Raw genomic sequence first — 24,410 nt, 5'->3', positions numbered from 1 at the left:
GTCAAATCGCTGGGACCGGCGGGGGCGGTCGGAAAGGTCAACGGCTCCCATGGTTCTGGATCCCGGAGAGGCCGGACGCGCCGGCGCCGCGGACGCCGAGGAGCGCCGCGCGCAGGTCCGCAAGGCCGCCGCCGCGAGCGTGATCGGCACCTCGATCGAGTGGTACGACTTCTTCCTCTACAACACCGCCGCGGCGATCGTCTTCAAGGACGTCTTCTTCCCCGAGTCGAGCGACTACGCGGGCACGCTGTCGGCGTTCGCGACGTACGCGGTGGGCTTCGCGGCCCGGCCGGTGGGCGCGGCGATCTTCGGGCACTGGGGCGACCGGCTCGGCCGGAAGGCGACGCTGATCGTCACGCTGGTGCTGATGGGCGTGTCGAGCGCGCTGATCGGCGTGCTGCCGGGCACCGAGACGATCGGCTGGGCCGCGCCCGTGCTGCTGGTGTTGCTGCGGATCCTGCAGGGCGTCGCGGTCGGCGGCGAGTGGAGCGGCTCGGTGCTGCTGTCGATGGAGTGGGGCGACCAGAGGCGGCGGGGCCTGATGGCGAGCCTGCCGCAGCTCGGCGTCCCGATCGGGCTCATCCTCGGCACCGGCATGATGACCGCCATCGCGCTGTCGGCGGACGAGGCGTTCAAGAGCTGGGCGTGGCGCGTCCCGTTCCTGTTCAGCCTGGTCCTCGTCGGGATCGGGCTGTGGGTGCGGATCCGGGTGATGGAGACGCCGCTGTTCGCCGAGGTCGTCAAGCGCGACGAGGTCGCCCGGGTACCGGTCGTCGAGGTCGTCAAGCGGCACCCCAGGGAGATCATTCTGAGCGCGCTGCTGCGCTGCTCGGAGCAGATGCCGTTCTACCTGTTCACCTCGTTCGCGCTCACCTACGTGCACAAGCACCTCGGCATGGCGCAGGGGCTCGCGCTGAGCGCGGTGACGGCGGCGGCCGCGCTGGAGCTGGTCACGATCCCGGCCGCCGGGCACCTCGGCGACCGCATCGGCCCACGGCGGGTGTATGCGGTCGGCTCGATCTGCGTGGCCCTGTTCGCGTTCCCGTACTTCGCGCTCCTCAACACCGAGGTCGCGGCGCTCGTCGTCGTCGCGGTGGTGGTGGCGCAGATCCCGCACGCCGTGCAGTACGGGCCGCAGGCGTCGCTGATCGCCTCGACGTTCCCGACGCGGCTGCGCTACGGCGGGGCGGGCATCGGCTACCAGCTCGCCTCGGTGTTCGCGGGCGGCCCCGCGCCGCTGCTCGCGACGTGGCTGCTGCACGACTACGGCTGGCAGGCGATCTCGATCAGCATGATCGTGGCCTCGGTGCTGACCCTCGCCGCGCTCGCGCTGCTGCCCGCCCCGGCGGAGGAGCGCGCGCAGGTCAGTACTCCGACGTGACGAACCGCTGCGGCATGATGAACATCGCGGTGGCCTCGACGGTGACCCGCCCGTCCGGCGCGCTGATCGTCCCGGAGGCGTAGACCTTGCGCCCCTCCACGCGGCTCGCCTTCGCCTCCACCTGGAGCGGGACGCCGAGCGGGGTGGGACGCCGGTAGCGCGTCTCCAGGGTCGCGGTCATGCCGGGCGTGCCGGTGGCGGCCGCCGCCATGCCGAGCGCCTGGTCGAGCACCATCGCGGAGACGCCGCCGTGCACGTACGACGGCGGGCCCTCGTAGACGGCGCCGAGCGTGAACTCGCCCCTGACGACGCCGTCCGAGGTCACCTCCAGGCCGATCGGCGGCGCGAAGGGGTTGAGCGGCCCGGTGACGGGGTTGGCGATCTGGCGGTCCATGCGGCGCTCGCCGGGCGTGACGAACGGCGGGGCGCCGCGCCGCTCGGCGGTGAGCCGGGCGGTCAGCGCCGCGACCTCGTCCGCCACCGCGGCGGCCTCGGCGGCGTCGGCGCCGGTGAGGACGGTGGCCTCGGCCAGTTCGCGCACGCGGGCGGCCAGACCCGTCAATGCCGCCGCCTCGTCGTCCTCCAGCACGGGCCGCTCCATCGGGATCGCGCTCAACTCCAGCCTCCTCGCGGGGCATGCCCCCATCGCCCCATGGGCCGAACGAAATTCTAGAATACGTCGGAGGGCGGTCCGGACGCAGGTCCCGCTCAGCGGTCGCCCGGTGGCCGCGCGGGGGCGATCAGGAGCGCGACAGCGGCCCGGTGACCGTCCACTGCCGGCCGCTCGGCGACGTCCCGCTGTAGTGGAAGATCAGGCGGTCCCCGCCGGACCCGGGGGTCAGCGTGACCGTCCCGGTGTCCACGCACCGCTCCGCGCCGAACGTGATCCGCTCCTGGAACCGCAGCGTCTCGCCCGTCCGTCCGGCGAGGGTCTCGGTGCCCGCGCAGTTCTGCGCCGGGTAGGTGATCCGGCCCGCGCCGCCGCCCGCGGGCAGCACCAGTCTCGCCGGGAAGACCTTGCCGTCGTTCTGCGTCACCCGTCCCGTCCACGTCCCGGCGTACCGCGCCGGGATGCCGGTCTGCCGGGACTCCGCCGCGTCCGGGCCGGACGGCGCGGGCGGCGAGGTAGCCGGGGTGCTGGACGCGGTGGCGGGCAAGGGGCCGACCGCACCCGGACCCGCCGCGTCCGCGCCGCCGCCCTCCCGTCCGGACATCGCGTACGCCGTCACCGCGACGGCCGCGGCGACCGCGACCACCGCCGCCGACACGGCGACCACGCCCGGGACGCCCCGCCGCGGGGGGTCTGTCCGCGCGGTCGGGTGCGGCATCAGCATCGTCGGCCCCCCGGCGGGCGCGTACGGCGCCGCCGGGGCGTGCGGGACCGGGGCCTGGTGCTCGTCGCCGATCAGGGTCCGCAGAACCTGCGACGCCTCCGGACGCGTCGCCGGGTCCTTCGCCAGGCACCGGACGGCCAGGTCGCGCAGCGGGCCGGTCAGCTCGCCGAGGTCCGGCTCGCCGTGCAGGATCCGCCCGACGATCGCGGTCATCGTCTCGCCCGCGAACGGCAGCCGCCCCGACGAGGCGAACACCATCGTCGCGGCCCACGCGAACACGTCGGCGGCGGGTCCGGCGCGCAGCCCCTCCAACTGCTCGGGGGCCATGAACGCCGGGGTGCCGATCGCTCCGCTGGAGGTGATGGTGGCGCCGTCCAGCGCGCGGGCGATGCCGAAGTCGATGACGCGCGGCCCGTCCGGGCCGAGCAGCACGTTCCGCGGCTTGAAGTCGCGGTGCACGACGCCCGCCCGGTGGATCGCCACCAGCGCCGTGGCCGTCCCGACCGCGAGGCGCTCCAGCGCGCCGCGCGTGCGCGGCCCCTCGCTCATCACCACGTGGTGCAGGGACGGGCCGTCGACGAACTCGCTCACGATGTAGGGGCGGTCGCCCGCCACATCGGCGTCCAGGATCGCGGCCGTGCAGAACTCCGCGACCCGCTTGGCGGTCTCCAGCTCGCGCATGAACCGCGCACGCGCCTCGGACTCCTGGCCGAGACCCGCGTTCAGCAGCTTCACCGCGACCCGCCCGTGGGGGCCGCCCTCGTCCTCGCCGAGGTAGACGACGCCCTGGCCGCCCTCGCCGAGCCGGCCGGCCAGGCGGTAGCGGCCGAGCCGATCGGGGTCGCCCGGACGCAGGGTGCCCGCCGCCGACATGTGTGCCTCCCGACCCGGTGAGACCCGCGCCGGCGAGCCCGGTTCCTATAGATTCCTGCAGTATCCCGCAACGGGACGCCCGAAGAGGACATGAGGACGACACGTGACGGACCAGCCCCCGCCACCTTCCGATCAACCGCCGCCCGACCAGCCGCCGCCCGACCAGCCCCCGCCTCCCCATCAGCCGCCGCCGTATCACGGCGCCTACGGCCAGCCACCGGGTCAGCCACCAGGCCCGCCCCCGGGGCAACCACCGGGCCCGCCGCCGGGTCAGCCGTTCGGCCCGCCGTCCGCCGGTCCGTACGACCCGCGTTACGGGTACGGCCCTCCCGGCGTCCCCTACGGCCCGGGCCTGCAGAACCCGGGCGAGGAGACGACATGGGCGATCTTCGCCTACGTCGGTAACATCCTGATCGGATTCCTGCCGCCGCTGGTCATCTACCTGGTGAAGAAGAACACCTCGCCGTTCACCCGCTTTCACGCGGCGCAGTCGATGAACTACCAGCTCACCATGCTGATCCACCTCGTGGCCGTGGCGGCGGTCTGCGTCCCGCCGGCCATCCTGCTGGACGCGCCCGGGTTCCTCGCGCTGTTCATCCTCCCGTACCTGGAGCTGCTGATCGGCGGGTGGGTGTTCCTCATCCTCGGCGCGGTGAAGGCCGGCAAGGGCCAGTACTACCGGTTCCCGACCTTCTTCTGCTACCGCATGATCCGTTAGCGCCGAGGATCCGCCGGCTCACAGGTGGGAGCGGGCGTAGCCGTCCAGCACCGGCAGGACCGAGTCGCGGTCGCCCGCGGGCACCCGCAGCACGACCTCCTCGATCCCGAGCGAGGCGAAGTGGTCGAGCTTGCCGGGGGTGGGCAGCGTCCCGAAGGGGACCACGGGCACCATGGCGCGTCCCGCGTCCTCGCAGGCACGGCGCAGGGCGGGCAGGGCCTCGCGGACGCCCGCACCGCCGATCGGCATCCACCCGTCCCCGTACTCGGCGATGTGCGCGAACAGCGTCGGGCCGGGGGCGCCGCCGAGCAGCACGGGGACGCGGCGGGACGGCTTGGGCCACGCCCGGCTCGGCGCGAAGCCCGCGAACTCCCCCGTGAAGGAGGCCTCCTCGTCCGTCCAGAGGGCCCGCATGGCGAGGACGTGCTCGCGCGCCACGGCCCGCCGCCGCTTCCACGGGACGCCGTGGTCGGCGCCCTCCTCGGCGTTCCACCCGAAGCCGATGCCGAGCGCGACCCGTCCGGGCGCCAGCCGGTCGAGGGTGGCGACGGCCTTGGCGGTGACGATCGGCTCGCGCTGGGCGGGCAGCAGGACGCCGGTGCCGAGGACGATCCGCTCGGTCGTCACGGCCGCCGCGGCGAGCGACACGAGCGGGTCGAGCGTGCGGGCGTACTCCTCGGGCAGGGCCGCGTCGCCCGTCGGCGGCGGGGTGGCGCGGGACACGGGGATGTGGGTGTGCTCGGGCAGGTAGAGCGAGGCGAAGCCGCGCGCCTCCGCCTCCGCGGCCAGTTCGTGCGGCGCCATGGTCAGGTCGGTCGCGAACATCGTGATGCCGAGGCGCATGCCGTGTCCCTTCTCCGCGGGCTCCGCACCCTACCGACACGACCAAGCGATTGCTCGACCGGGCGGGTCAGCCGCCGAGGTCGCAGACGGCCGCGGTCGCGTCGTCGTGCACCTTGTTCCGGGGCCACCGGACGGCCCCCGGGTCGGTGCGCTCGACCTCCCGCGTCCGCTCGATCAACCCGGCGGGCCCCGGGTCCACGGCCAGCGCCGCCAGCCCGGCCCAGCCGGTGACGCCGAACAGGTCGGCGAGGCGCGTCGCCCCGTCGGTCAGCAGGAATGCGCGCCGCAGGTCGGCGGCCGGCACCGTGCCGGTGATCGCGGCGTCGGCCGCGGCCGGGTCCGCGGCGGCGTAGTTCCGCCCGCCGGTGATCTCCCGCAGGCCGTCGCGGCCCTCCAGCAGGACGGTGGAGTCGGCCAGCACCAGGTAGTCGACCAGCCCGCCCCGCAGCCGCAGGGCGAGCACGGTCGCCGCCGGGGTCGTCGGAACCCGCAGGTCGCAGGTCGCCCGATGCGCGGACGCAACGTCCGCGATCGCGCCGGCGAGCCGCGCGACCAGCGGCCGGGCCCCCGGCCGGTGCGCGCCCTCGGGCGGCCCCACCGGCGGGCCCGCCTGCGGACCGAGCCCCTCCAGCATCCGCGCCAGAAGCCGGGTGCCGAGCGAGCGGGAGTACCAGGCGGTCCCGTGCGCGCAGCCGAGGTCGGTGCCGAGTGGCAGCCCGCACCCGTCGAGCACCACGACCGCCCCGGCGGCCGCCGCCACGAAGTCCTCGTTGGGCCGCTCGGGGCCGCCCTGATCCGTCGCCCACTCCACCCGCATCCGTCCACGCCCTCCCGTCGACCGGCCCCCAGTATGGGCCGGACGGCGCGGGCCCCGCCGTCAGACGAGGACGGCGCGGTCGTCCACGCGCGCGACGGCGCGGACGGGGGCGCCGTCCGCGCCCACCAGGGCCAGCGGGAAGAGGGAGACCTCGATCGCGCAGCCCGCGGCCTGGGCCTCGGCGAGGCGTCCGAGACCGGTCAGGTTCTCGGCGATCACCGCCCCGGCGCCGCAGAGGACGCGGTGGGCGGCGAGCGAGAAGTCGTCCGAGCCGGGCGGCGGGGTCCGGTCCACGCTGAGCGCGTCGATGCCCACCGTCCTGACGCCCGCCGCCACGATGGCCTCCGCGGTCTCGGGCGCCGGATAGGGATGGGCGAGGTAGCCCTCGGTCCCCCAGTGCCCCGACCAGCCCGTCGCGATGAGCAGGACGTCGCCCGGCGCGAGACCCGGCGGGACGGCCTCCGGCGGTATCGGCGCGCGGGGCGGCAGGCCCCGGACGTCCATCACCACGGCCGGACCGGTGAAGCGCGTCAGCGGCAGCTCGTCCAGCCTCGGAAGCGTGTCGTCGATGTGGAAAGGGGCGTCCACGTGCGTACCGGTCTGCGACCCCAGGTGCAGCCGCAGCACGTTCACCCCGGCCTCCGCGACCGTGAGGGCCGGGACGGCCTCCACCTCGGGGTCGCCCGGATAGACCGGCATGCCCGTGACGATCGGCACCGACAGGTCGAGCAGCTCAACGCCCATGAAACCGATTATCCCGGCCGCCGCCCCAGCCGATAGCGTTGCGACGTGTTGCCACATGTGACCGCCATCCGCTACGTGACGCCGCTCCGCGAGGGCGGATCGCTCCCGGGCGTCGTCGAGGCCGACGACCTCGGCACCTACGTGATGAAGTTCCACGGGGCCGGGCAGGGCCGCAAGGCGCTGATCGCCGAGGTGATCGCCGGTGAGCTGGCGCGCCGGCTCGGCCTGCGGGTGCCCGAGCAGGTGCTCATCGACCTGGACCCGGCGATCGGACGGCACGAGCCCGACCCCGACGTGCAGGACCTGCTGAAGGCCAGCCCCGGCTGGAACCTCGGCGTCGACTTCCTGCCCGGGTCGCTCGGCTTCGACCCGCTCGGCTGGAGCACCGACCCGGGCTTCGCCTCCCGGGTGCTGTGGTTCGACGCGTTCATCGGCAACGTCGACCGAAGCTGGCGCAACCCCAACATGCTCGTGTGGCACGGCGACGTGTGGCTCATCGACCACGGCGCGAGCCTCATCTTCCACCACGCGTGGTCCAACGCCGCCCGGCTGTTCTCCGGCCCCTACGACGTGGACGACCACGTGCTGACCCCGTACGCGACCCGGCTGGAGGAGGCCGAGGCCGAGCTCGCGCCGAAGATCACCGAGGGGCTGCTGCGCGAGGTCGCCGCCCTCGTCCCGGACCGCTGGCTGGAGGGCGAGCCCGGCTTCGCCGACCCGCAGGCGCTCCGCGACGCCTACCTCGACATCCTGCTGCCGCGCGCCGGCAAGCCGCGCGAGTGGCTGCCCGACCTCGACGTCAGCGCCCACCGCCCGGACACCTCCGCGCGGCGCGGCCAGAACCGTCCCGGCTGGCTCGGGGGGACCTCGTGACCGCCGGCAGGACGACCAACATCAGGACGGCCGCCGAGCCGACGGTGTTCGAGTACGCCGCGCTGCGCGTCGTCCCGCGCGTCGAGCGCGGCGAGTCCATGAACGTCGGCGTGGTCGTGTACTGCCGCGCCCTCGACTACCTCGGATGCCGCACCCACCTGGACGAGGGGCGCCTGCTCGCCCTGGACGCCTCGCTCGACCTGGCGGGCGTCCGGTCCGCCCTCACCGCGGTGGACGCGGTGTGCTGCGGCGGCGAGCGCGCCGGCCAGGCGGCGCGGGAGGCCCCGGGCGCGCGGTTCCGGTGGCTGACCGCGCCGCGCAGCACGATCGTCCAGCCGGGCCCGGTGCACGCCGGGCTCACCGGGGACCCGGCCGCCGAACTCGACCGTCTCCTCGACCTGCTCGTGCGGTAGCGGCCGGGCGAGCGGGCCGGGGGCCCGCCGCTCGGTTCCGCTCCCGGCTCAGGTCCACTCCCAGCGGATGCCGTGGTAGCCGGCGGCCATCCCGAACTCGATGAAGTGGACGCTCTGGTAGCTGGACAACCGCAGGTCGGCGGAGTCCTTCAGCGCGGTGTGCCCGTCGGGCCGCCACGTCCGGTAGCAGCGGGCGGGCAGCGCCGCCGGATGGAACCGGACCTCGATGAGGTACTCGTGCTGCGGGGTGCGGAAGCCGCGTCCCTCCTCGGTCACGGGCGGGCCGGTCTCCTCGAATCCGAAGCCGTACTCCAGCAGGTAGGTCTCGCCGCGCCCGAGTGCCCGGTCGAACAGCAGCTCGGCGGCGATGAGGCCGCTCGTCTCGTCCATCCGGACGCGGCCGAAACGGCAGCCGCGCACGGTGCGGGACGAGGGCAGCACGCCCTGCGGGTGGTGGTAGACGGCGATCCAGCGGTCCACGCCGCGCTGCTGGGCCTGGAACACCGCGCGGACACGGACCTCGCGCAGTTCCCGGCGCCGCCCGATGAGGTACTGGTCGTGCAGGCTGAGCCCGGTCAGCTGCCGCTCGCCGCGGTCGCCGATCTCGTCCAGCAGGTCGCGGACGCCCGGCTCGGGGCACAGCTCCTCGACCGGCAGCCAGGGCCCGGCGGGGCGGTCGGTGGTGGGCCTGAGCAGCGTCAGCAGGGAGTGCCGCGGCAGTTCGAGGATGGTCTCCAGGCCGCGGACGGCGCGCAGCGAGTCGGCGCGCTCGGGCCGGGTCCGGCCGCGCTGCCAGTAGCTCAGCGTGGACAGGCTGACCGCGATGCCCTGCTCCTCCAGCCGGCGCCGCAGGGAGTCCAGGCTCAGGCCGCGCGCCTGGATGGCGGCGTGCAGGGCGACGTTGAACGGCCCGTACTGGAGGACCTGGAGAAGATCGTCCTCTGCGACACTCTGCATGCTCGGCCTCCGGATCGGCTCCGGCCGGCCCCCGCAAAACGGCCTTGACTACCGCAATTGCAACTTCCGCGCTCACTGTAAGGCTCCGCGGCCCCGATGCCAACAGGCAAACTGTCACAACCGTCGGCCCTGGCCTCCGCCGGATCGGGTACCGGTTTCCGGTGGCGCTGCGACGCCGGATCCCCCGGCGCGATCGGGTCTCCGCCCACGGCGCGCGCCGCGGGCGGAGGCCCCGGCCCCCGGGCCCGCCGGCGCGGGACGGGCCCGGAAGCCGGTCAGAGGTTGCGCTTGTCGAGCAGGCGGTTCGGCGTCCCGGCCGGGTTGCCGCTGATCACGCCGCTGACGGCGTTGGACGTGAGCCAGCTGCGGATGACGCCGTAGGAGGCGTCGCCGTTGGCGGCCTTGTAGAGGGCGGCGACGCCGGTGGCGTGCGGGGTGGCCATCGAGGTGCCGCTGATGGTGTTCGTCCCGCCGTTCAGCCAGGTCGAGGTGATGGACGACCCTGGCGCGTACAGGTCGACGCAGGATCCGTGGTTGCTGTAGGAGGCCCTCGCGTCGGTGATCGTGCTCGCCGCGACGGTGGTGGTGTTCGCCGCGCTCCCCGGCGAGTAGTCGCAGGCGTTGCGGGCGTCGTTGCCCGCGGCGACGGCGAGGAGGACACCGGAGTTCGCGAGGTTGTCGGCGGCGGTGTTCATCGACGACGAGTAGCCGCCGCCGAGCGACATGTTGGCCACCGCCGGCCGGGAGCGGTGGCCCGCCACCCAGTTCATGCCCGCGATGACGCCGGAGCTGCTGCCGCTGCCCTGGCAGTTCAGCACGCGGACGCCGCGCAGGTGGACGTTCTTGGCGACGCCGTAGGAGGTGGAGCCGACCGTCCCGGCGACGTGCGTCCCGTGGCCGTTGCAGTCGGCGCCGTTGCCGCCGAGGGCGTCGTACACGTTGGACGCGCGGCCGCCGAACTGCGGATGCGCGGTGTCGATGCCGGTGTCGATGATGTAGGCGGAGACGCCCGCGCCGGTCGAGTTGTAGGTGTAGCCGCGCGACAGCGGGAGTGCGGTCTGGTCGATCCGGTCGATGCCCCACGACGGGGGGTTCTGCTGCGTGCTGTCGGCGTGGACGACCGCGTCCTGCTCGATGCGGGCGACGCCGGGGGCGCCGCGCAGCTTCGCGAGTTTCCTGGAGTCGAGCTTTGCGGCGAATCCGTTCAGCACCATGCCGTAGCGGTACATGGTCTTGATGGCGTGCTTGGAAACGGTGGCGCCGATCGATACGCCTGGCTTCAGCGTCACGATGTACTGTCCGGCGATGCCCTGGCCCGAGACGGCCAGGGTGAGCGGCGCACGAAAAGCCACGGCTGGGGCGGGAGCGGCGGAAACTGCAATCAGGGACGCCGCCGCGACGGCCGTGAACAGGGGTTTCTTCATCGAACTCCGTCCGTGGAGCCACCCCGGCCCCAAGAAAGGCCGAGGTCACGAAGACGATCGATAGGAATGTTCGACGAGAACGTGAGAAATCGTCAACATTTCTGACCGATGTGCTTTCTCAATGTTAATGCCATTCCCACTCGATGCCCACTATTCCGCGACGGACGGTTCCGGCCGCGAGGTTCGCGCTCCCCGAAGTGCCGATCCACAGCTCGCCGAGCCGCCGGCGCGGGGACGCGGAGCTCTCGGCCGTGAAGCCGTAGCAGCGGGCGGGCAGCCGGTCGCCGTCGAACTGGACGAGCGCCACGTAGTCGTGCACGGGATGCGAGAAGCGCCGGTCGTAGCTGTCAGGCGCGGGCGGCCCGATCGCGCCCAGTTCGTACTCGATGACCGCGGTGTCCCCCGTCGCCAGCACCCTGTCGAAGACCAGCTCGAACGCCACCAGCCCGCCCTCGGCGCGGATCCGGCCGGGGCGGCAGTACCGCACGTCCAGCAGCCCGGCCGGGTCGCCCACCGCGTCACTTTTCGCCACGGCGGCGTCCCCCTCCGCCGCGCCGGCAAGGTCGGCGTCGCCCGTCCGGTGGACGCAGACCACGCGGTCGATGTCGTCCCCGGCCGCCCGCAGGACGGTACGCACCGACAGGGTCCAGGACCGGCGCGCCTCGTCCAGCCGGTAGACGTCGTGGACGCCGAGCCGTTCGAGGCGGTGGTCGCCCGAGCGGTCGAGCTGCCCGACGAGGCAGGCGTAGCGCTCGGGGTCGGGCCACAGGTCACGGACGCCGCGGCCCCGCTCAGCCCCGTTCGGCTGGCCGGCGCCGCCGCGCACGACCGCTCCCCGGACGGGCGCGGAGCTCGGCGCGGGGTCCTCCAGCAGCTCGACGAGGGCGCCGGACGGCACCTGCAGGATCTCCTCCAGCGCGGCGACGAGGGTACGCGAGCGCGGCCGGCTGCGGCCGCGCTGCCAGTAGCTGAGGGTGGCCACGCTGACCGTGAGCCCGCGCCGGCCGAGCCGGTGGCGGATCCGCTCCAGGGTCAGCCCGCTCGCCTGGATCGCCTGCCGCAGTGCCCCGGCGAACTCCACGGCGGGATGGTACCCGGCCCAGAAGATCGATTCAGGTACCGGGATAGATCAGGCACGCAATGACAATTCAGAACAGAATTGACATGAAGGAGCCCAGTTCGGTGAACCCGACCCGGCGGTACGCCGCCCGCGCCCGGGTGTTGTAGTCGTTGACGTACAGCGAGACGGTCGGCGCGATGCCGTGCAGCGCCTCCCGCACCACCGCGGACATCCCCGTCTCCGACCGGCCCTGCCCCCGCAGATCGGGGGGCACCCACACGCCCTGCACCTGGCAGGCCCGCGGGGTGACGGCGCCGACCTCGGCCTTGAACATGACGCGGCCGTCCTCGATCCGGGCGAAGGCGCGGCCGTCGCGGATCAGTTCGGCGACGCGGGCCCGGTAGAGCACGCCTCCGTCGCCGGCGTTGGGCGACACCCCGACCTCTTCGGTGAACATTGCCACGCAGGCCGGGTAGACGATGTCGAAGTCCTCCATCCGGACCCGGCGCACGCCGGGGTCGGCGGGCACGTCGGGGACGCTGGAGGTCGCCATCACCGGCTGGGCGGCGCGGACGGCCCGGGGCGGCCCCCAGTACGGCGCGAGGATCTCCCACAACTCCCCCACGGCGCCGACGGGCCCGACGATGGACGAGCAGCGCCGTCCCTGCGCCTGGGCCCGCTCCGCGAACGCCCGGACGGCCTCCGGCCCGGCCGCGACCGGGATGAGGTTGGCGCCCGAGTAGCACAGCGCGACGAGCCTGCCCTCACGCAGGTAGCCCCACATCTGGGCGCCGAGGCGGCGCGGATCGAGCCCCGCGGCGTGCACGCGGGAACTCACGAACACGTTGGACACCGGGTCGGCGTCCAGGATCGCGAGGGCCTCCGCACGGTACCGGTCGTCCAGCACGCGCACCGGCATCGAGCCCAGCATCCGCACGGCTACCGGCCCCCGGCCCTCACCACTGAAAGCTCCACGTGGCCAAGACTATGCCGTCCCGGCGCCGCGCACCTCCGCGGCCTCGGTCACGGCCCTGTCCGCGGAGGGGTCACCGGTGCGCGGCCGCCTGCTCCGCTCTGCCCGCCTTGGCCACGACCGGTTCGGGCCCGGCCGCGCACTTCTGGTCCGGTCCCGGCCGGCTCGCGGGCAGCCGCCCACCGCCGAGGTAGGCGGCGACGGCCCCGTCGACGCACCTGTCGCCGGACAGCGAGACGCCGTGGTTGCGCCCGTCGGCCTGGACGAGCAGCCTGGACGTCGGGAACCGGCGGTGCATCTCCAGCGCACCCGGATACGGGGTCGCGGCGTCCTCGGTGGCCTGCACCATCAGGATCGGGGGCAGCGCGGAGCCGCCCCCCACCCGCGGCGGCGGGCCGCCCGGCACTCCCCAGAAGGCGCAGGGCGCGTTGTACCAGGTGTTGCTCCAGGTCTCGAAACGGTAACCGCGGCGGTAGAGGCGCTCGCTGTCGGCGTGCCAGCGTCGCCAGTCGCGCGGCCAGGCGGCGTCCCGGCACTGGACGGCGTTGTAGACCGTGTAGTTGTTCTGGTCGAGCCGTGACGGCGGCTGCCACACCTTGCGCAGCGGCCCCGGGTCGTGCCGGACGGCGTAGGCCGACAGGGCCCTCGCGTGCGCGGCCCAGTTGTAGTCGCCGTACCCGTCGGCAAGGAACGCCTCGTCGAGTTCGGAGGGCCCGACCCGCCCGTCGATCGGCTTGGCCTTGAGCGCCCCGCGCACTCTGGTGTAGGCGGCGGCCACCTTCCGGCCGGAGTCGCCGAGTCGGTAGGTCTTGTGGTGGCGGGCGATCCAGGCGAAGTACGCGTGGATGCGCTTCTCGAAGGCGACGTTCTGGTCGAGGTTGTCGTCGTACCAGACCCCGCTCGGCCGGACGACGCTGTCGAGCACCATGCGGCCGACCCGCTGCGGGTACATCGTGGCGTACACCGCGCCGAGGTACGTCCCGTACGAGTACCCGAAGAAGCTGATCTTCTGCTGGCCGAGGGCGGCGCGGACGGCGTCCATGTCGCGGGCCGAGTCGGCGGTGCCCATGTGCGGGAGGACCGCCCCGTACCGGCGGGCGCAGTCGCCGGCGTAATGCCGTGCCCTGGCCTTCCACGCCTCCTCCTCCGCCGCGCTCGCGGGGACGGCGTCGGGGCGGGCGCGGCCGGGACTCTGGTAGCCGGGGTCGCAGATCAGCTCGGGCCTGCTGGCGCCGACGCCGCGCGGGTCGAAGCCGATCCAGTCGTAGGACGCGGCGACCCGCTTCGGCAGCGACCCCGCGAAGAAGCCGGACAGGTCGCGCCCGTGCGCGCCGGGCCCGCCCCGATTGAGCAGCACCGCGCCCTTGGACCTGGACGCGGTGTGCCGGGCGCGGGTCAGTTCGAGGGTGATCTGCCTGCCCGCCGGGTCGGCGTAGTCGAGCGGCACCCGGAGGGACGCACACTGCAGGCCCTTGAGCCGGGTGCCCTCCACCGGATCCTTGGCGGGGCAGGACTTCCACGCGAGGCCGGCGGGCCTCGGTTCGGGGCGGGGGGCGGGGGCGGCGCCCGCGGGCGTCCCCAGTGCGGCCCCGGCGACGGCGAGCGTGACCGCGGCGGCCGCCGTCCCGGCGGCGGCCCTCTTTCCAGCGTCGTTCAGCACGTTCGCTTTCTACCGGCGGGACGGCCGGGAAACGCGTACCTCGGGGATCGCGCGATTCCGGCCCTAACCGGGACCAGTACCGAGAACCGCCCGCCCGCAAAGCGAAACGCGGTGTGCCCGGCCCGCCCCGCGAGGGGACGGGACGGGCACACCGCGGAACGGCGTGCTACCCGCGTGCCGTACTAGCCACGTGTCACGGGCGCCCGACCGGGAGGTCCTTGCCCGCGGAGGCGCGCGCGGCCTTCGCGGTCACGGCCGTCGGGTCGGGGTCGTTCAGCTCCGGGACGGCCTTGCAGTAGGCGTCCGGGCCGCGGTGGCTCTGCGGCAGCGCCCCGGTGTCGAGGTACGCCGCGACCTTGTCGTCCAGGCACGTGTTGCCGTTGAGCGTGTTGGCGTGGGTCTTGCCGCCGACCTCGAACACCAGGCGCGAGGACGGGAAGACCTTGTGCATCTCCAGGCCGCCCGCGACCGGGGTCGCCGCGTCCTGGGTGGACTGCACGAGCAGCATGCCCGCCAGGCCCTTGGCGCCCTTCAGCTTGAACTCCGGCCCGCCCTGGAACGGCCAGAAGGCGACCGGGGCGTTGAACCAGACGTTGCTCCAGGTGTTGAACCTGTAGCCCTGCCGGTAGAGCTTCGCGGCGTCGTAGTGCCACTTGCTCCAGTTGCGCGGCCAGCGGGCGTCGGCGGCCTGGACGGCGTTGTAGACGGCGAAGCCGTTGTCGTCGCCGCCGGGGCTCATCCAGTCGAGGAGCCCGGAGGCGTCCTTGTCGTTGGCCCAAGCCGAGAGCGCCTGCGCGAAGGGGATGTAGTAGCCGGTGTTGTAGCCGGCGGACAGCACCGTGTCGTCCAGCTCGTCCGGCCCCATCTTGCCGCCGATCGGCGCCTTCTTCGCGGCGGCGCGGACGGCGTAGTACTTGGCCTCGACGGCCTTCTCGCTCTTGCCGAGGTGGTAGAGCGAGTCGTACTTGGCGATCCAGGCCCACCAGGCCTTCATGTTGTGCTCGAAGGCCTTGTCCTGCTCCAGCTGGGCGTCGTACCAGACCGTCTTCGGGTTGACGTTGCCGTCCAGCACCATCCGCTTCACGCGCTTGGGGAAGAGCGTGGCGTAGGTGGCGCCGAAGTAGGTGCCGTACGAGAACCCGTACCAGCTGATCTTGTCCTGGCCGAGCGCGGCGCGGATCGCGTCGACGTCGCGCGCGGCGTCGGTGGTGCGCATGTGCGGCAGCAGCCAGCCGAACTTCTTCGCGCAGTCCTGCGCGTACTTCTTCGACTTGGCGATCCAGGCCTTCTCCTCCTTGGCGGAGGAGGGGACGTAGTCCGGCCGGATCGGGTCGGAGAAGTTCGGGTCGCAGCTCAGCGCGGGCTTGCTGGAGCCGACCCCGCGCGGGTCGAAGCCGATGATGTCGTACTTGGCGGCGACGTCGGCGTGCCCGGTGCCGCCGATCCAGCGGGCGAGGGCGGGCGCGTACTCGATGCCGGTGCCGCCCGGGCCGCCCGGGTTCACGAACAGGGTGCCCTGGTAGTTCTTCTCGTCGGTGTGCCGGAAGCGCGACACCGCGATGGAGATCTTGCGGCCGTTGGGCCGGCCGTAGTCGAGCGGCACCTCGACCTGGGCGCACTGCGCCTTGTTCATCGGGTCACTGGGGCCGCTGACCTCGCACGCGCCCCAGTCGATGCCCTTGGCCGCGACCGTGGCGGCACCGGAGCCCCCGGTGTCCGCGTTCGCGGAGACGGCGTACCCTGCGCCCCCCGCCGCCACGACCGCAGCGGTCGCGACGAGAACGATCCTTTTCACTTGACCCCCTCAGATCGGCGACTCCGGGCCGGCGCCATGCCGGAGGGGGGTGTCGCCGATGCGTGGCTGTTGCGTACTGGCTGCGTTTCGCAACCCGTGTGTCGCTACCTGTGTGTCGCTACCTGTGTGCCGGCGGGTGCCGGACCCCGGGGAACGCTCCCCGGGGTCCGGACCGCATGGGCCGCGACCGGCGTCAGCGGATGACGTCGGCCTTGAGCTGCGCGGCCTTCTGCGAGCCGCTCAGCGTCCTGGCGGTCGCCGTCGACGGCGGCGTCGGGTCACCGAGCTGCGGGACGTGGACGGTGCTCTGCTCCGGACGCTCTCCCCGCAGGAAGTAGGCGTCGAAGTAGGCGTCCACCTGGGCGGAGCCGCGGTGCACGATGCAGTGCGTACGGTCGCCGTCCTGGACGACCAGGCGCGAGCCCTTGAGCCTGCGGTGCATCTCCAGCGCGCCCGCGTACGGCGTGGCCGCGTCCGCGGTCGACTGGAACATGAGGATGTTGCGCGGCAGGTCACGGGTGTGGCCGATGTTCACCGGCTTGCCGGCCTTGGCGGGCCAGTACAGGCACGGGGCGTTGTACCAGGCGTTGGCCCAGGTCTCGAACGGGTGCTTCTTGTCGATCCGCTCGTTGTCGCGCTGCCACTTGTTCCAGCTCAGCGGCCACTGGACGTCGGTGCACTGCACGCCGAGGTAGACGGCGTACCCGTTGTCGTCGGAGCCGCCGGTCGTCGGCGCGCCGTAGGTCTGCGCGAACGTGGCGGTGTCGCCCGCCTTGTACGCCGACAGCGCGGCCGCGTACCCGTGCCAGACGGCCTGGCTGCGCCGGTACCCGGCGTTCAGGATCACGTCGGTCAGTTCGTCCGGCCCGACGGCGAGCGTCTGCCCGCTGTCGGGGTCGGTGTAGTAGAGCGGCTTGTTCTTGAGCTTCGCGCGCAGGTCGTAGAAGAAGCTCCGGACCTGCTTCTGCGTGGTGCCGAGGTGGTACACCGAGTCGTACTTGGCGACCCAGCCGAAGTAGTAGTCGATGTTGATGTCGAACTGGATGTCCTGGTTGAGGTTGGCCTCGTACCAGGCGTCGGAGGGACCGACGTTGCCGTCCAGCACCATCTTCCCGACGTTCTTGGGGTAGACGGTGGCGTAGGTGGAACCGAGGTAGGTGCCGTAGGAGGCGCCGTAGTAGTCGAGCTTCTTGTTGCCGAGCGCCCGCCGGATCGACTCGACGTCGTTGACCGAGTCGATCGTCTTGATGTGGTTGAGCAGCCCGGTCTTGTCGGCCTTGCCGCACGCCTCGGCGTAGCCCTTGGACAGCTTCAGCCACGTGTTGACCGACGCGCGGTCACCGGTGCCGTAGTCGGGGCGCGGGGCGTTGGTGTAGTTCGGGTCGCAGCTCAGGGCCGGGACGCTCATGCCGACGCCGCGCGGGTCGAAGCCGATGACGTTGTACGCCTCGCGCATCGGGGCGGAGTTCTGCGCGAACACCCGCGGCCCGAACAGCGCGCCGCCGCCGCCCGGTCCACCGGGGTTGACCACGATGTCGCCCTTGGCCGCACCGGAGCCGGTGTGCGGCGTCCTGGTGAGCTGGAGCGTGATCTTCTTGCCCTGCGGCTTGGCGTAGTCCATCGGCACCGACAGCTCGGCACACTGGACGATCTTGGAGACCGGGTACAGCGCGTCGTACAGGTCGTGCACCGTCTGGACGAAGTCCGCGGGGCAGGCGTGCCACTTGGCCGCCGAGGGGTTGAATCCTCCGGCCGTTCCGGCGGAGGGGCTCGCGGCCTGTGCGCTTGTGGCGCCGAGACCGGTGAGACCGAGCCCGGCCACCGCGGCCACGACAACGATCCTCTTCACATATCCCCCTATCGTGCCGACTCCGGTTGAGTCAGACATACGGGTAAATGAGTGAAGATTGTGGCGGTTCTGGCGTACGGCCCGACAGGGGCCCGTCAGAGTGGATGCGGAATCGTGACAAGATCAGCGGAACTCTGTGACAACTCCGGACGTTCCGGTCGCGGATGCCCAGCTCCGGGGCAGGTTCCGGGCACGCGAAAAGGCCCCGGATCGCAAGACCCGGGGCCTTTTGAAGGCTTGCTATGGCGCCTGCCGCGGCGCGGGCGCCGGCCCGCGCGCGGGGGTCAGCCGACCACCACCTCGGCGCCCGGTCCGGAGACCGTGCCGTCCTCGGCGATCTCGATGCCCATCTCGTCGGCGATGCGCATCGCCTCCTCGATCAGGGTCTCGACGATCTGCGCCTCGGGGACGGTCTTGACGACCTCCCCCTTGACGAAGATCTGGCCCTTGCCGTTGCCCGACGCGACGCCGAGGTCGGCCTCGCGGGCCTCGCCGGGCCCGTTCACCACGCAGCCCATCACCGCGACGCGCAGCGGGACCGGGAAGTCCTTCAGCCCGGCGGTGACCTGCTCGGCCAGCGAGTACACGTCCACCTGCGCACGGCCGCAGGAGGGACAGGAGACGATCTCCAGGCCGCGCTTGCGCAGCCCGAGCGACTCCAGGATCGCCGCGCCGACCTTGACCTCCTCGACCGGCGGCGCCGACAGCGACACCCGGATCGTGTCGCCGATGCCCTCCGCCAGCAGCGCGCCGAACGCGACGGCCGACTTGATCGTGCCCTGGAACGCCGGGCCGGCCTCGGTGACACCGAGGTGCAGCGGGTAGTCGCAGGCCGCCGCCAGCTTCCGGTACGCCTCGATCATCACGACCGGGTCGTTGTGCTTGACCGAGATCTTGATGTCGCGGAAGTCGTGCTCCTCGAACAGCGAGCACTCCCACAGCGCCGACTCCACCAGCGCCTCGGGGGTGGCCCGGCCGTGCTTCTCCAGCAGGCGCTTGTCCAGGGAGCCGGCGTTCACCCCGATGCGGATCGGCACGCCCGCGTCCTTGGCGGCGCGCGCGATCTCGCCGATCCGGTCGTCGAACTTCTTGATGTTGCCCGGGTTGACGCGGACGGCCGCGCAGCCCGCGTCGATCGCCGCGAAGACGTACTTGGGCTGGAAGTGGATGTCGGCGATGACGGGGATCGGCGACTTGCGCGCGATCGCCGGCAGCGCCTCGGCGTCGTCCTGCGACGGCACGGCGACGCGGACGATCTGGCATCCGGACGCGGTCAGTTCCGCGATCTGCTGGAGCGTGGCGTTCACGTCGGCGGTGAGGGTGGTGGTCATCGACTGCACCGACACGGGGGCGTCGCCGCCCACCGGGACGGCGCCGACCATGATCTGCCGGGATCTGCGGCGGGGCGCGATCGGACCCGGCGCCCCCTGCCCGTCGCCCTCGCCGCGAACGCTCGGTATACCCAGTGAAACGCTCATCCCTCTCCTCAATTTTCGGCCCCGTACAAAGCCTAGGTGCCCCGCGCGGCTGAGTTGACGGCACCCGGCTTCCACCAGTGTGACCATTTGAGCACACTCGGTAAACGTTTCACGTCATTCCGGTAGTCGCAGGGGGTTGAGCAGGTCGGCGAGGATCAGCAGCACCCCGAATCCCACCAGCAACAGGACGGCCAGGTATGTCAAGGGCATGAGCCGGGTCATGTCGACGGTGCCCGGATCCGGCCGTCCCCTGATCCGGTTGACGCCGGCCCGCGCCCGCTCGTAGGCGACGACCGCGAGGTGTCCGCCGTCCAGCGGGAGCAGGGGCAGCACGTTGAGCGCGCCGAGGAAGATGTTCACCGAGACGACGAGCGACAGGTAGAGGGCGAGCTTGTCGCGGGCGGAGCTCTGGGCGGAGAAGATCTGCCCGGACACCTCGGTCGCGCCGACCACGCTGCCGACCTGGCCGCCGGGCGTGCTCCCCCGCTCGGGCGAGAACAGCTTCGGGACGGCGGAGGGCAGGTCCGCCGCGGCCCGCCCGATGCCGGCGACGGTGCGGCCGATGCCCTCCCCGGCGAACACGGCCGCGTTGAGCGGCCCGGTCCGCTCGTACCCGGCGCCGACGACCTTCGCCGACATGCCGACGAACGGCCGCCCGTCCATGTCCGCGAGCGTGATCGGCAGCGTCACCGGCCCCGGCGCGCCCGGCCGCACGACCACCGCCGTCACCGTCTGGCCCGGCTTCGCCGCGTCGATCGCCCTGGTGAGCCCGGCCCAGTCGGAGACCGTGGTGCCGTTGAACGAGACGACGCGGTCGCCCGCGCGCAGCCCCGCCCGGGCGGCGGGGGACGGCGGCCGGTCCCCGCCGCAGCCGCTGGACATCGAGGCGGGCACGCAGGCCGTGACCTCGTCGACCGTGCTGGTCACCGTCCCGGACTCCCGCACGCCGATCGTCATGGCCATCACCATGAGCAGCAGGAACGCGAACACGAAGTTGGCGACCACCCCCGCGACGATGACGACCGCGCGGCGGCCGGCGGGCTGCCGGTAGAACGCGCGCGGGCGGTCGGCCGCGGGGATCTCCTCCAGCGGCGTGTAGCCGATGATCTTGACGAAGCCGCCCAGCGGGATCGCCTTCACGCCGTACTCGGTCTCGCCCCGGCGGACGGACCACAGGGTGGGGCCGAAACCCACGAAGTACTGGGTGGCCTTCATCCCGAAGCGCTTGGCGGTGAGCAGGTGCCCGCCCTCATGGAGCATCACCGAGACCAGCAGTGCCACCACGAACGCCACCGCGCCGAGGAAGAAGGCCATCGGGTCCCCTCCGGGGTTCCTCCCGAGGCGGGTCCCCGGGTCAGGCGGTTGCGGTCAGTTCCCTGGCCCGGGTCCGCGCCCAGGTGTCCGCCGCGAGGACGTCGTCGAGCGTCAGGCCTCCGGTGGTGCCCGAACCGTGCTCCTCCATTACCCGCGCGACAGTGTCGACTATCCCGAGGAACGGGAGGCGTTCCGCGCGGAAGGCGTCCACGCACTCCTCGTTGGCGGCGTTGTAGACGGCGGGGACCGTCCCGCCCAGTTCGCCGGCGCGGCGCGCCAGCGCGACGGCGGGGAACGCCTCGTCGTCCAGGGGGAACAGCTCCCAGGTGTGCGCCCTGGTCCAGTCGACGCCGGGCGCGGCGTCCGGCACCCGGTCGGGCCAGTCGATGCCGAGCGCGATCGGCAGCCGCATGTCGGGCGGGCTCGCCTGCGCCAGCGTGGAGCCGTCGGTGAACTCGACCATCGAGTGGATGACCGACTGCGGATGCACCATGACCTCGATGCGGTCCATCGGGACGTCGAAGAGCAGGTGCGCCTCGATGACCTCCAGGCCCTTGTTGACCAGGGTCGCGGAGTTGATCGTGATGACCGGGCCCATGTCCCAGGTCGGATGGTTCAGCGCCTGCTCGGGGGTGACGTCCGCCAGTTCGTCGCGGCCGCGCCCCCGGAAGGGCCCGCCGCTCGCCGTGAGCACGAGCCGCCGCACCTCCTCGGCCCGCCCGCCGCGCAGGCACTGGGCGAGCGCGGAGTGCTCGGAGTCGACGGGGACGATCTGCCCCGGGCGCGCCCGCTCCTTGACGAGGGGGCCGCCGACGATGAGCGACTCCTTGTTGGCGAGGGCGAGGGTGCGCCCCGCGTCCAGCGCGGCCAGCGTCGAGGCGAGGCCGAGGGCGCCGGTCACCCCGTTCAGCACCACCTCGCACGGCCAGGCGGCGACCTCGGCGACCGCGTCCGGGCCTGCCACGATCTTGGGGATGGAGTAATCCCCGGAGGCGTAGCCGCGCCGCTTGGCCTCGGCGTAGAAGGCGAGCTGGAGCTCCTGCGCGGCGGACGCCCTGGCCACCGCGACGACCTCGGGACGGAACTCCAGCGCCTGCTCGGCCAGCAGGTCCACGCGCCCGCCGCCGGCCGCCAGCCCGGTCACCCGGAACCGGCCGGGGTTGCGGCGGATCACGTCCAGGGCCTGGGTGCCGATGGAACCGGTGGAGCCGAGGACGACCAGCTCGCGGGCGGCCCCGTCGGGGCTCGAAGGAGACATCACGCGTCCATTGTCGGGCATCGGCCGCCCCGGGATCGCGCGGACGCCGCCCGCCCCGCCCCGCGTGTCAGCCCTGGCCCGCGTGTCAGCCCTGGCCCGCGTGTCAGCCCTGGCCCGCGTGTCAGCCCTGGCCCTCGTCGTAGGCGCTCCGCGCCCGCCCGACCTTCTCCAGGTTCTCGGCGGACCACTCCGCGAGCGCCGCGAACAGCGGCGCGAGGCTGCGGCCCAGCTCGCTGATCTCGTACTCGACGCGCGGCGGCACCTCCGGATGGTACGTGCGGATCACGAGCCCGTCGCGCTCCATCTGGCGCAGGCGCTGGGTCAGCACCTTCGGCGTGATCGTGGCGATGCGGCGCTGCAGCTCCACGAACCGCTGCCGCCCGTACTCGTGCAGCGTCCAGAGGATCGGGGTCGTCCAGCGGCTGAACACGATGTCGACCACCGGGGCGATCGGGCAGGCCAGCTCGGCGTCGAGCGCCTCCTCGGTCGTGGCGTCCATCATTGCGGCCTCCCGGGTAGTCACTTTCTTCTAGGTACCTACTATACCGAGGATGCTAGCTTCACGGGGTCGCACCGCGACGGCACCGCCCTCGGGCGATGTCAGTGCAGCTCAGAAGGAGAAAGCAATGATCGTTGTCATGGGCGCCACGGGGAACGTCGGGCGGCCGCTCGTGCGGACACTGGCCGAGGCGGGCGAGCAGGTGACGGCGGTGTCGCGCACCGACCCCGGCGACCTGCCCGCAGGCGTCGCCCACCGTTCGGCCGACCTCGCCGAGCCGGAGACGCTCCGGCCCGTCCTGGACGGGGCGGACGCGCTCTTCCTGCTCGTCGCCGGGCACCTGCTCGGCTCGCCCGAGGACCTGGACCCGCGCGCCGTCCTGGACGTGGTGAAGTCCGCCGGCGTGGAGCGGGTCGTGCTGATGTCCTCGCAGGGCGCCGGCACGCGCCCGGCGGCGCACGGCCACAGCCACCTCAGGGCGTTCGAGGACGCCGTCCGGGAGTCGGGGGTCGGCTGGACGATCCTGCGTCCGGGCGGCTTCGACAGCAACGCGTTCGCGTGGGCGGAGCCGATCCGCGCCCACCGCGCGGCCGCCGCGCCGTTCGCCGACGTCGCGCTGCCGTTCGTCCATCCGTCCGACATCGCCGAGGTCGCGGCCGCGGTCCTGCGGGAGAGCGGGCACGAGGACCGCGTCTACGAACTCACCGGGCCCGCCCCGGTGTCGCCGCGGGAACGGGCGCGGACGATCGGCGACGCGCTGGGCGAGCCGGTGGCGTTCGCCGAGCAGACCCGGGAGGAGGCCCGGGCACAGATGACGGCGTTCATGCCCGCGCCGGTGGTCGACGGCACCCTCGACATCCTCGGCCGGCCGACCGAGGACGAACGCCGCGTCAGGCCCGACGTGGAGAAGGTGCTCGGACGCCCGGCCCGGTCCTTCGCGCAGTGGGCCGAGGAGAATCTCGGGGCGTTCCGCTGAGTCAGCGGGAGAGCGGGAGCCGGAGCACGAGGCGGGCGCCGCGGGTGCCGTCGGCGACCTGCACGGTCCCGCCGTGGGCGAGGGCGATCTCCCGCGCGATCGGAAGGCCGAGACCGCTGCCGCCCTTCTCGCGGCTGCGGGCCGGGTCCAGGCGGGTGAAGCGCTCGAAGACGCGGTCCCGGTCGGCGAACGGGATGCCGGGGCCGTCGTCGTGCACCTCGACGACGGCCTGGTCGCCGTCCGCGCGCGCCTCGATCTCGATCTGCGCGGCGCCGTAGCGCTCGGCGTTGGCGAGCAGGTTGCGCACGGCGCGGCCGAGCTGCTGCCGGTCACCGCCGACGATGAGGCCCGGCTCGACCTTCACCGCCGTCGGAACCGGCGAGGTGCGCAGCGCGGCCTCCGCCTCCACCAGCGCCCCGAGGTCGACGGGCTCGCGGGCGGAGATGCCGCCGGAGTCGATGCGGGCGAGGACGAGGAGGTCCTCGACGATCCGGTGCAGCCGGTCGATGTCGACCAGCGAGTGGCGCAGGGGCTCCACGGCGTCGCCGTCGTCGGGGGCGGCGAGGGCCAGCTCGATGCGGGCGCGCAGCCCGGCGATCGGCGTGCGCAGCTCGTGTGAGGCGTCGGAGACGAACGCGCGCCGCTGCTGGATCGCGCGCTCCAGCCGGGCGAGCAGCTCGTTGACGCGCTCGGCCAGCCGCTCCGCCTCGTCGCCCGTGGCCGGGACGGCGACGCGGCCGGCCCCGTCGTCCTCGGCGAGCCCCTCCAGTTCCCGCCGGAGCCGTTCCACCGGTCGGAGCGCTCCGCGCGCGGAGCGCGCCACCCCCCACCGGGCCGACGCCACGGCCACCGCCGCGAGCACCGCCATGACGGCTGCGAGCGCCCAGGGACGCCCCACATCGGCGAGCATGTAGAGGACCGCGGCCGCCACGGCCACCGCGGCCACCATCAGGGAGCCGAGGGCGGTGGCCGTCGCCGACGTCACACGCGCCCGCAGACGGCGGGGCCTGTGCGGCCGGACTCGCCGATCTTCGACGTTCCTGGCCGACATGCTTCCTTTGTACGTAAGCACCCACCAAAGGAGGGCAAAGCGCCCAGCCTGTGACCGCATAGCCTGGTCCGCGGCGCCGCGCGTCCCGCCGTGCACCTCCCGCCGCGCCTAGCGCGACGG

Annotated in this window: 22 protein-coding genes; 5 read left to right on the top strand and 17 right to left on the bottom strand. The window is 73.1% G+C overall.

All coding sequences use genetic code 11. The annotated features are described in order from the left end of the window. Positions 1 to 49: 49 nt before the first annotated feature. A complete protein-coding gene (locus BJ999_RS12355; protein WP_179833425.1) occupies positions 50 to 1,381 on the top strand; it encodes an MFS transporter in 1,332 nt (443 codons plus the stop codon). Here BJ999_RS12355 and BJ999_RS12350 read toward each other — a convergent pair. Both BJ999_RS12350 and BJ999_RS12345 read right to left on the bottom strand, forming a co-directional pair. Further along, a complete protein-coding gene (locus BJ999_RS12350) occupies positions 1,365 to 1,997 on the bottom strand; it encodes a PaaI family thioesterase (protein ID WP_179833424.1) in 633 nt (210 codons plus the stop codon). The genes BJ999_RS12355 and BJ999_RS12350 overlap by 17 nt on opposite strands. A gap of 124 nt (positions 1,998 to 2,121) precedes the next feature. Further along, the gene (locus BJ999_RS12345) at positions 2,122 to 3,588 is read right to left on the bottom strand and encodes a serine/threonine-protein kinase (protein WP_179833423.1); all 1,467 of its coding nucleotides are present in this window, start codon (positions 3,586 to 3,588) and stop codon (positions 2,122 to 2,124) included. A 103-nt stretch (positions 3,589 to 3,691) separates the two neighbouring features. Between BJ999_RS12345 and BJ999_RS43500 the strand changes: the two genes are divergently transcribed. Next, positions 3,692 to 4,306: a DUF4870 domain-containing protein gene (locus tag BJ999_RS43500; RefSeq protein ID WP_179833422.1), complete on the top strand. Its 615-nt coding sequence runs from the start codon at positions 3,692 to 3,694 to the stop codon at positions 4,304 to 4,306. An 18-nt stretch (positions 4,307 to 4,324) separates the two neighbouring features. Here BJ999_RS43500 and BJ999_RS12335 read toward each other — a convergent pair whose 3' ends face one another. From BJ999_RS12335 to BJ999_RS12325, 3 genes are all read right to left on the bottom strand, one after another. Next, positions 4,325 to 5,149, bottom strand: a complete 825-nt coding sequence (locus BJ999_RS12335) for a TIGR03619 family F420-dependent LLM class oxidoreductase (protein ID WP_179833421.1) — start codon at positions 5,147 to 5,149, stop codon at positions 4,325 to 4,327. A gap of 67 nt (positions 5,150 to 5,216) precedes the next feature. After that, positions 5,217 to 5,960: a hypothetical protein gene (locus BJ999_RS12330; protein ID WP_373292600.1), complete on the bottom strand. Its 744-nt coding sequence runs from the start codon at positions 5,958 to 5,960 to the stop codon at positions 5,217 to 5,219. A gap of 66 nt (positions 5,961 to 6,026) precedes the next feature. Further along, positions 6,027 to 6,710 (bottom strand): cyclase family protein, encoded by a 684-nt coding sequence (locus BJ999_RS12325; protein WP_179833419.1) that lies wholly within the window; start codon positions 6,708 to 6,710, stop codon positions 6,027 to 6,029. 45 nt (positions 6,711 to 6,755) lie between these two features. On the opposite strand from BJ999_RS12325, the gene BJ999_RS12320 reads away from it, so the two are divergent. Then, entirely contained in the window at positions 6,756 to 7,583 is an 828-nt protein-coding gene (locus BJ999_RS12320; RefSeq protein WP_179833418.1) for a HipA family kinase, read from the top strand. Further along, positions 7,580 to 7,996 carry a DUF3037 domain-containing protein gene (locus tag BJ999_RS12315; RefSeq protein ID WP_268247743.1) on the top strand — a complete coding sequence of 139 codons (417 nt, stop codon included), beginning with the start codon at positions 7,580 to 7,582 and terminating at the stop codon, positions 7,994 to 7,996. Before BJ999_RS12320 ends, BJ999_RS12315 begins: the two co-directional genes overlap by 4 nt. A 48-nt stretch (positions 7,997 to 8,044) precedes the next feature. On the opposite strand, the gene BJ999_RS12310 is transcribed toward BJ999_RS12315, so the two are convergent. From BJ999_RS12310 to BJ999_RS12260, 11 genes are all read right to left on the bottom strand, one after another. Further along, the gene (locus BJ999_RS12310) at positions 8,045 to 8,953 is read right to left on the bottom strand and encodes a hypothetical protein (RefSeq protein WP_089312821.1); all 909 of its coding nucleotides are present in this window, start codon (positions 8,951 to 8,953) and stop codon (positions 8,045 to 8,047) included. A 275-nt stretch (positions 8,954 to 9,228) separates the two neighbouring features. Continuing rightward, positions 9,229 to 10,305, bottom strand: coding sequence for a S8 family peptidase (locus BJ999_RS12305; RefSeq protein ID WP_229809860.1), 1,077 nt, complete (start codon positions 10,303 to 10,305; stop codon positions 9,229 to 9,231). A gap of 196 nt (positions 10,306 to 10,501) precedes the next feature. Then, positions 10,502 to 11,458, bottom strand: coding sequence for a helix-turn-helix domain-containing protein (locus BJ999_RS12300; protein WP_179833416.1), 957 nt, complete (start codon positions 11,456 to 11,458; stop codon positions 10,502 to 10,504). A gap of 67 nt (positions 11,459 to 11,525) precedes the next feature. Then, positions 11,526 to 12,368, bottom strand: coding sequence for a GNAT family N-acetyltransferase (locus tag BJ999_RS12295; protein WP_179838494.1), 843 nt, complete (start codon positions 12,366 to 12,368; stop codon positions 11,526 to 11,528). A gap of 115 nt (positions 12,369 to 12,483) precedes the next feature. After that, positions 12,484 to 14,070, bottom strand: a complete 1,587-nt coding sequence (locus BJ999_RS12290; protein ID WP_179833415.1) for an alpha/beta hydrolase — start codon at positions 14,068 to 14,070, stop codon at positions 12,484 to 12,486. A 193-nt stretch (positions 14,071 to 14,263) separates the two neighbouring features. Next, positions 14,264 to 15,865, bottom strand: a complete 1,602-nt coding sequence (locus tag BJ999_RS12285) for an alpha/beta hydrolase (protein ID WP_229809859.1) — start codon at positions 15,863 to 15,865, stop codon at positions 14,264 to 14,266. Positions 15,866 to 16,058: 193 nt separating this feature from the next. After that, a complete protein-coding gene (locus tag BJ999_RS12280; protein ID WP_179833414.1) occupies positions 16,059 to 17,714 on the bottom strand; it encodes an alpha/beta hydrolase in 1,656 nt (551 codons plus the stop codon). 284 nt (positions 17,715 to 17,998) lie between these two features. Next, positions 17,999 to 19,192 (bottom strand): flavodoxin-dependent (E)-4-hydroxy-3-methylbut-2-enyl-diphosphate synthase, encoded by a 1,194-nt coding sequence (ispG, locus tag BJ999_RS12275; RefSeq protein WP_179833413.1) that lies wholly within the window; start codon positions 19,190 to 19,192, stop codon positions 17,999 to 18,001. Between the two features lie 114 nt (positions 19,193 to 19,306). After that, complete coding sequence (locus tag BJ999_RS12270) at positions 19,307 to 20,506, bottom strand: M50 family metallopeptidase (protein WP_179833412.1); 1,200 nt, start codon at positions 20,504 to 20,506, stop codon at positions 19,307 to 19,309. A gap of 40 nt (positions 20,507 to 20,546) precedes the next feature. Further along, a complete protein-coding gene (dxr, locus tag BJ999_RS12265) occupies positions 20,547 to 21,764 on the bottom strand; it encodes a 1-deoxy-D-xylulose-5-phosphate reductoisomerase (protein ID WP_218935041.1) in 1,218 nt (405 codons plus the stop codon). Between the two features lie 121 nt (positions 21,765 to 21,885). Beyond that, positions 21,886 to 22,266, bottom strand: a complete 381-nt coding sequence (locus BJ999_RS12260; protein ID WP_218935040.1) for a winged helix-turn-helix transcriptional regulator — start codon at positions 22,264 to 22,266, stop codon at positions 21,886 to 21,888. A 124-nt stretch (positions 22,267 to 22,390) separates the two neighbouring features. Between BJ999_RS12260 and BJ999_RS12255 the strand changes: the two genes are divergently transcribed. Next, positions 22,391 to 23,239 (top strand): SDR family oxidoreductase, encoded by an 849-nt coding sequence (locus tag BJ999_RS12255; protein WP_179833410.1) that lies wholly within the window; start codon positions 22,391 to 22,393, stop codon positions 23,237 to 23,239. Between the two features lies 1 nt (position 23,240). Here the strand turns inward: BJ999_RS12255 and BJ999_RS12250 are convergent, their stop codons facing one another. Continuing rightward, positions 23,241 to 24,224, bottom strand: coding sequence for a sensor histidine kinase (locus BJ999_RS12250; RefSeq protein WP_179833409.1), 984 nt, complete (start codon positions 24,222 to 24,224; stop codon positions 23,241 to 23,243). Positions 24,225 to 24,410: the final 186 nt, after the last annotated feature.

This window comes from Actinomadura citrea, assembly GCF_013409045.1.
Lineage (GTDB): Bacteria > Actinomycetota > Actinomycetes > Streptosporangiales > Streptosporangiaceae > Spirillospora > Spirillospora citrea.
The sequence above is the reverse complement of the archived record's forward strand: the minus strand, read 5'-3'. Positions and strand labels throughout refer to the sequence as shown.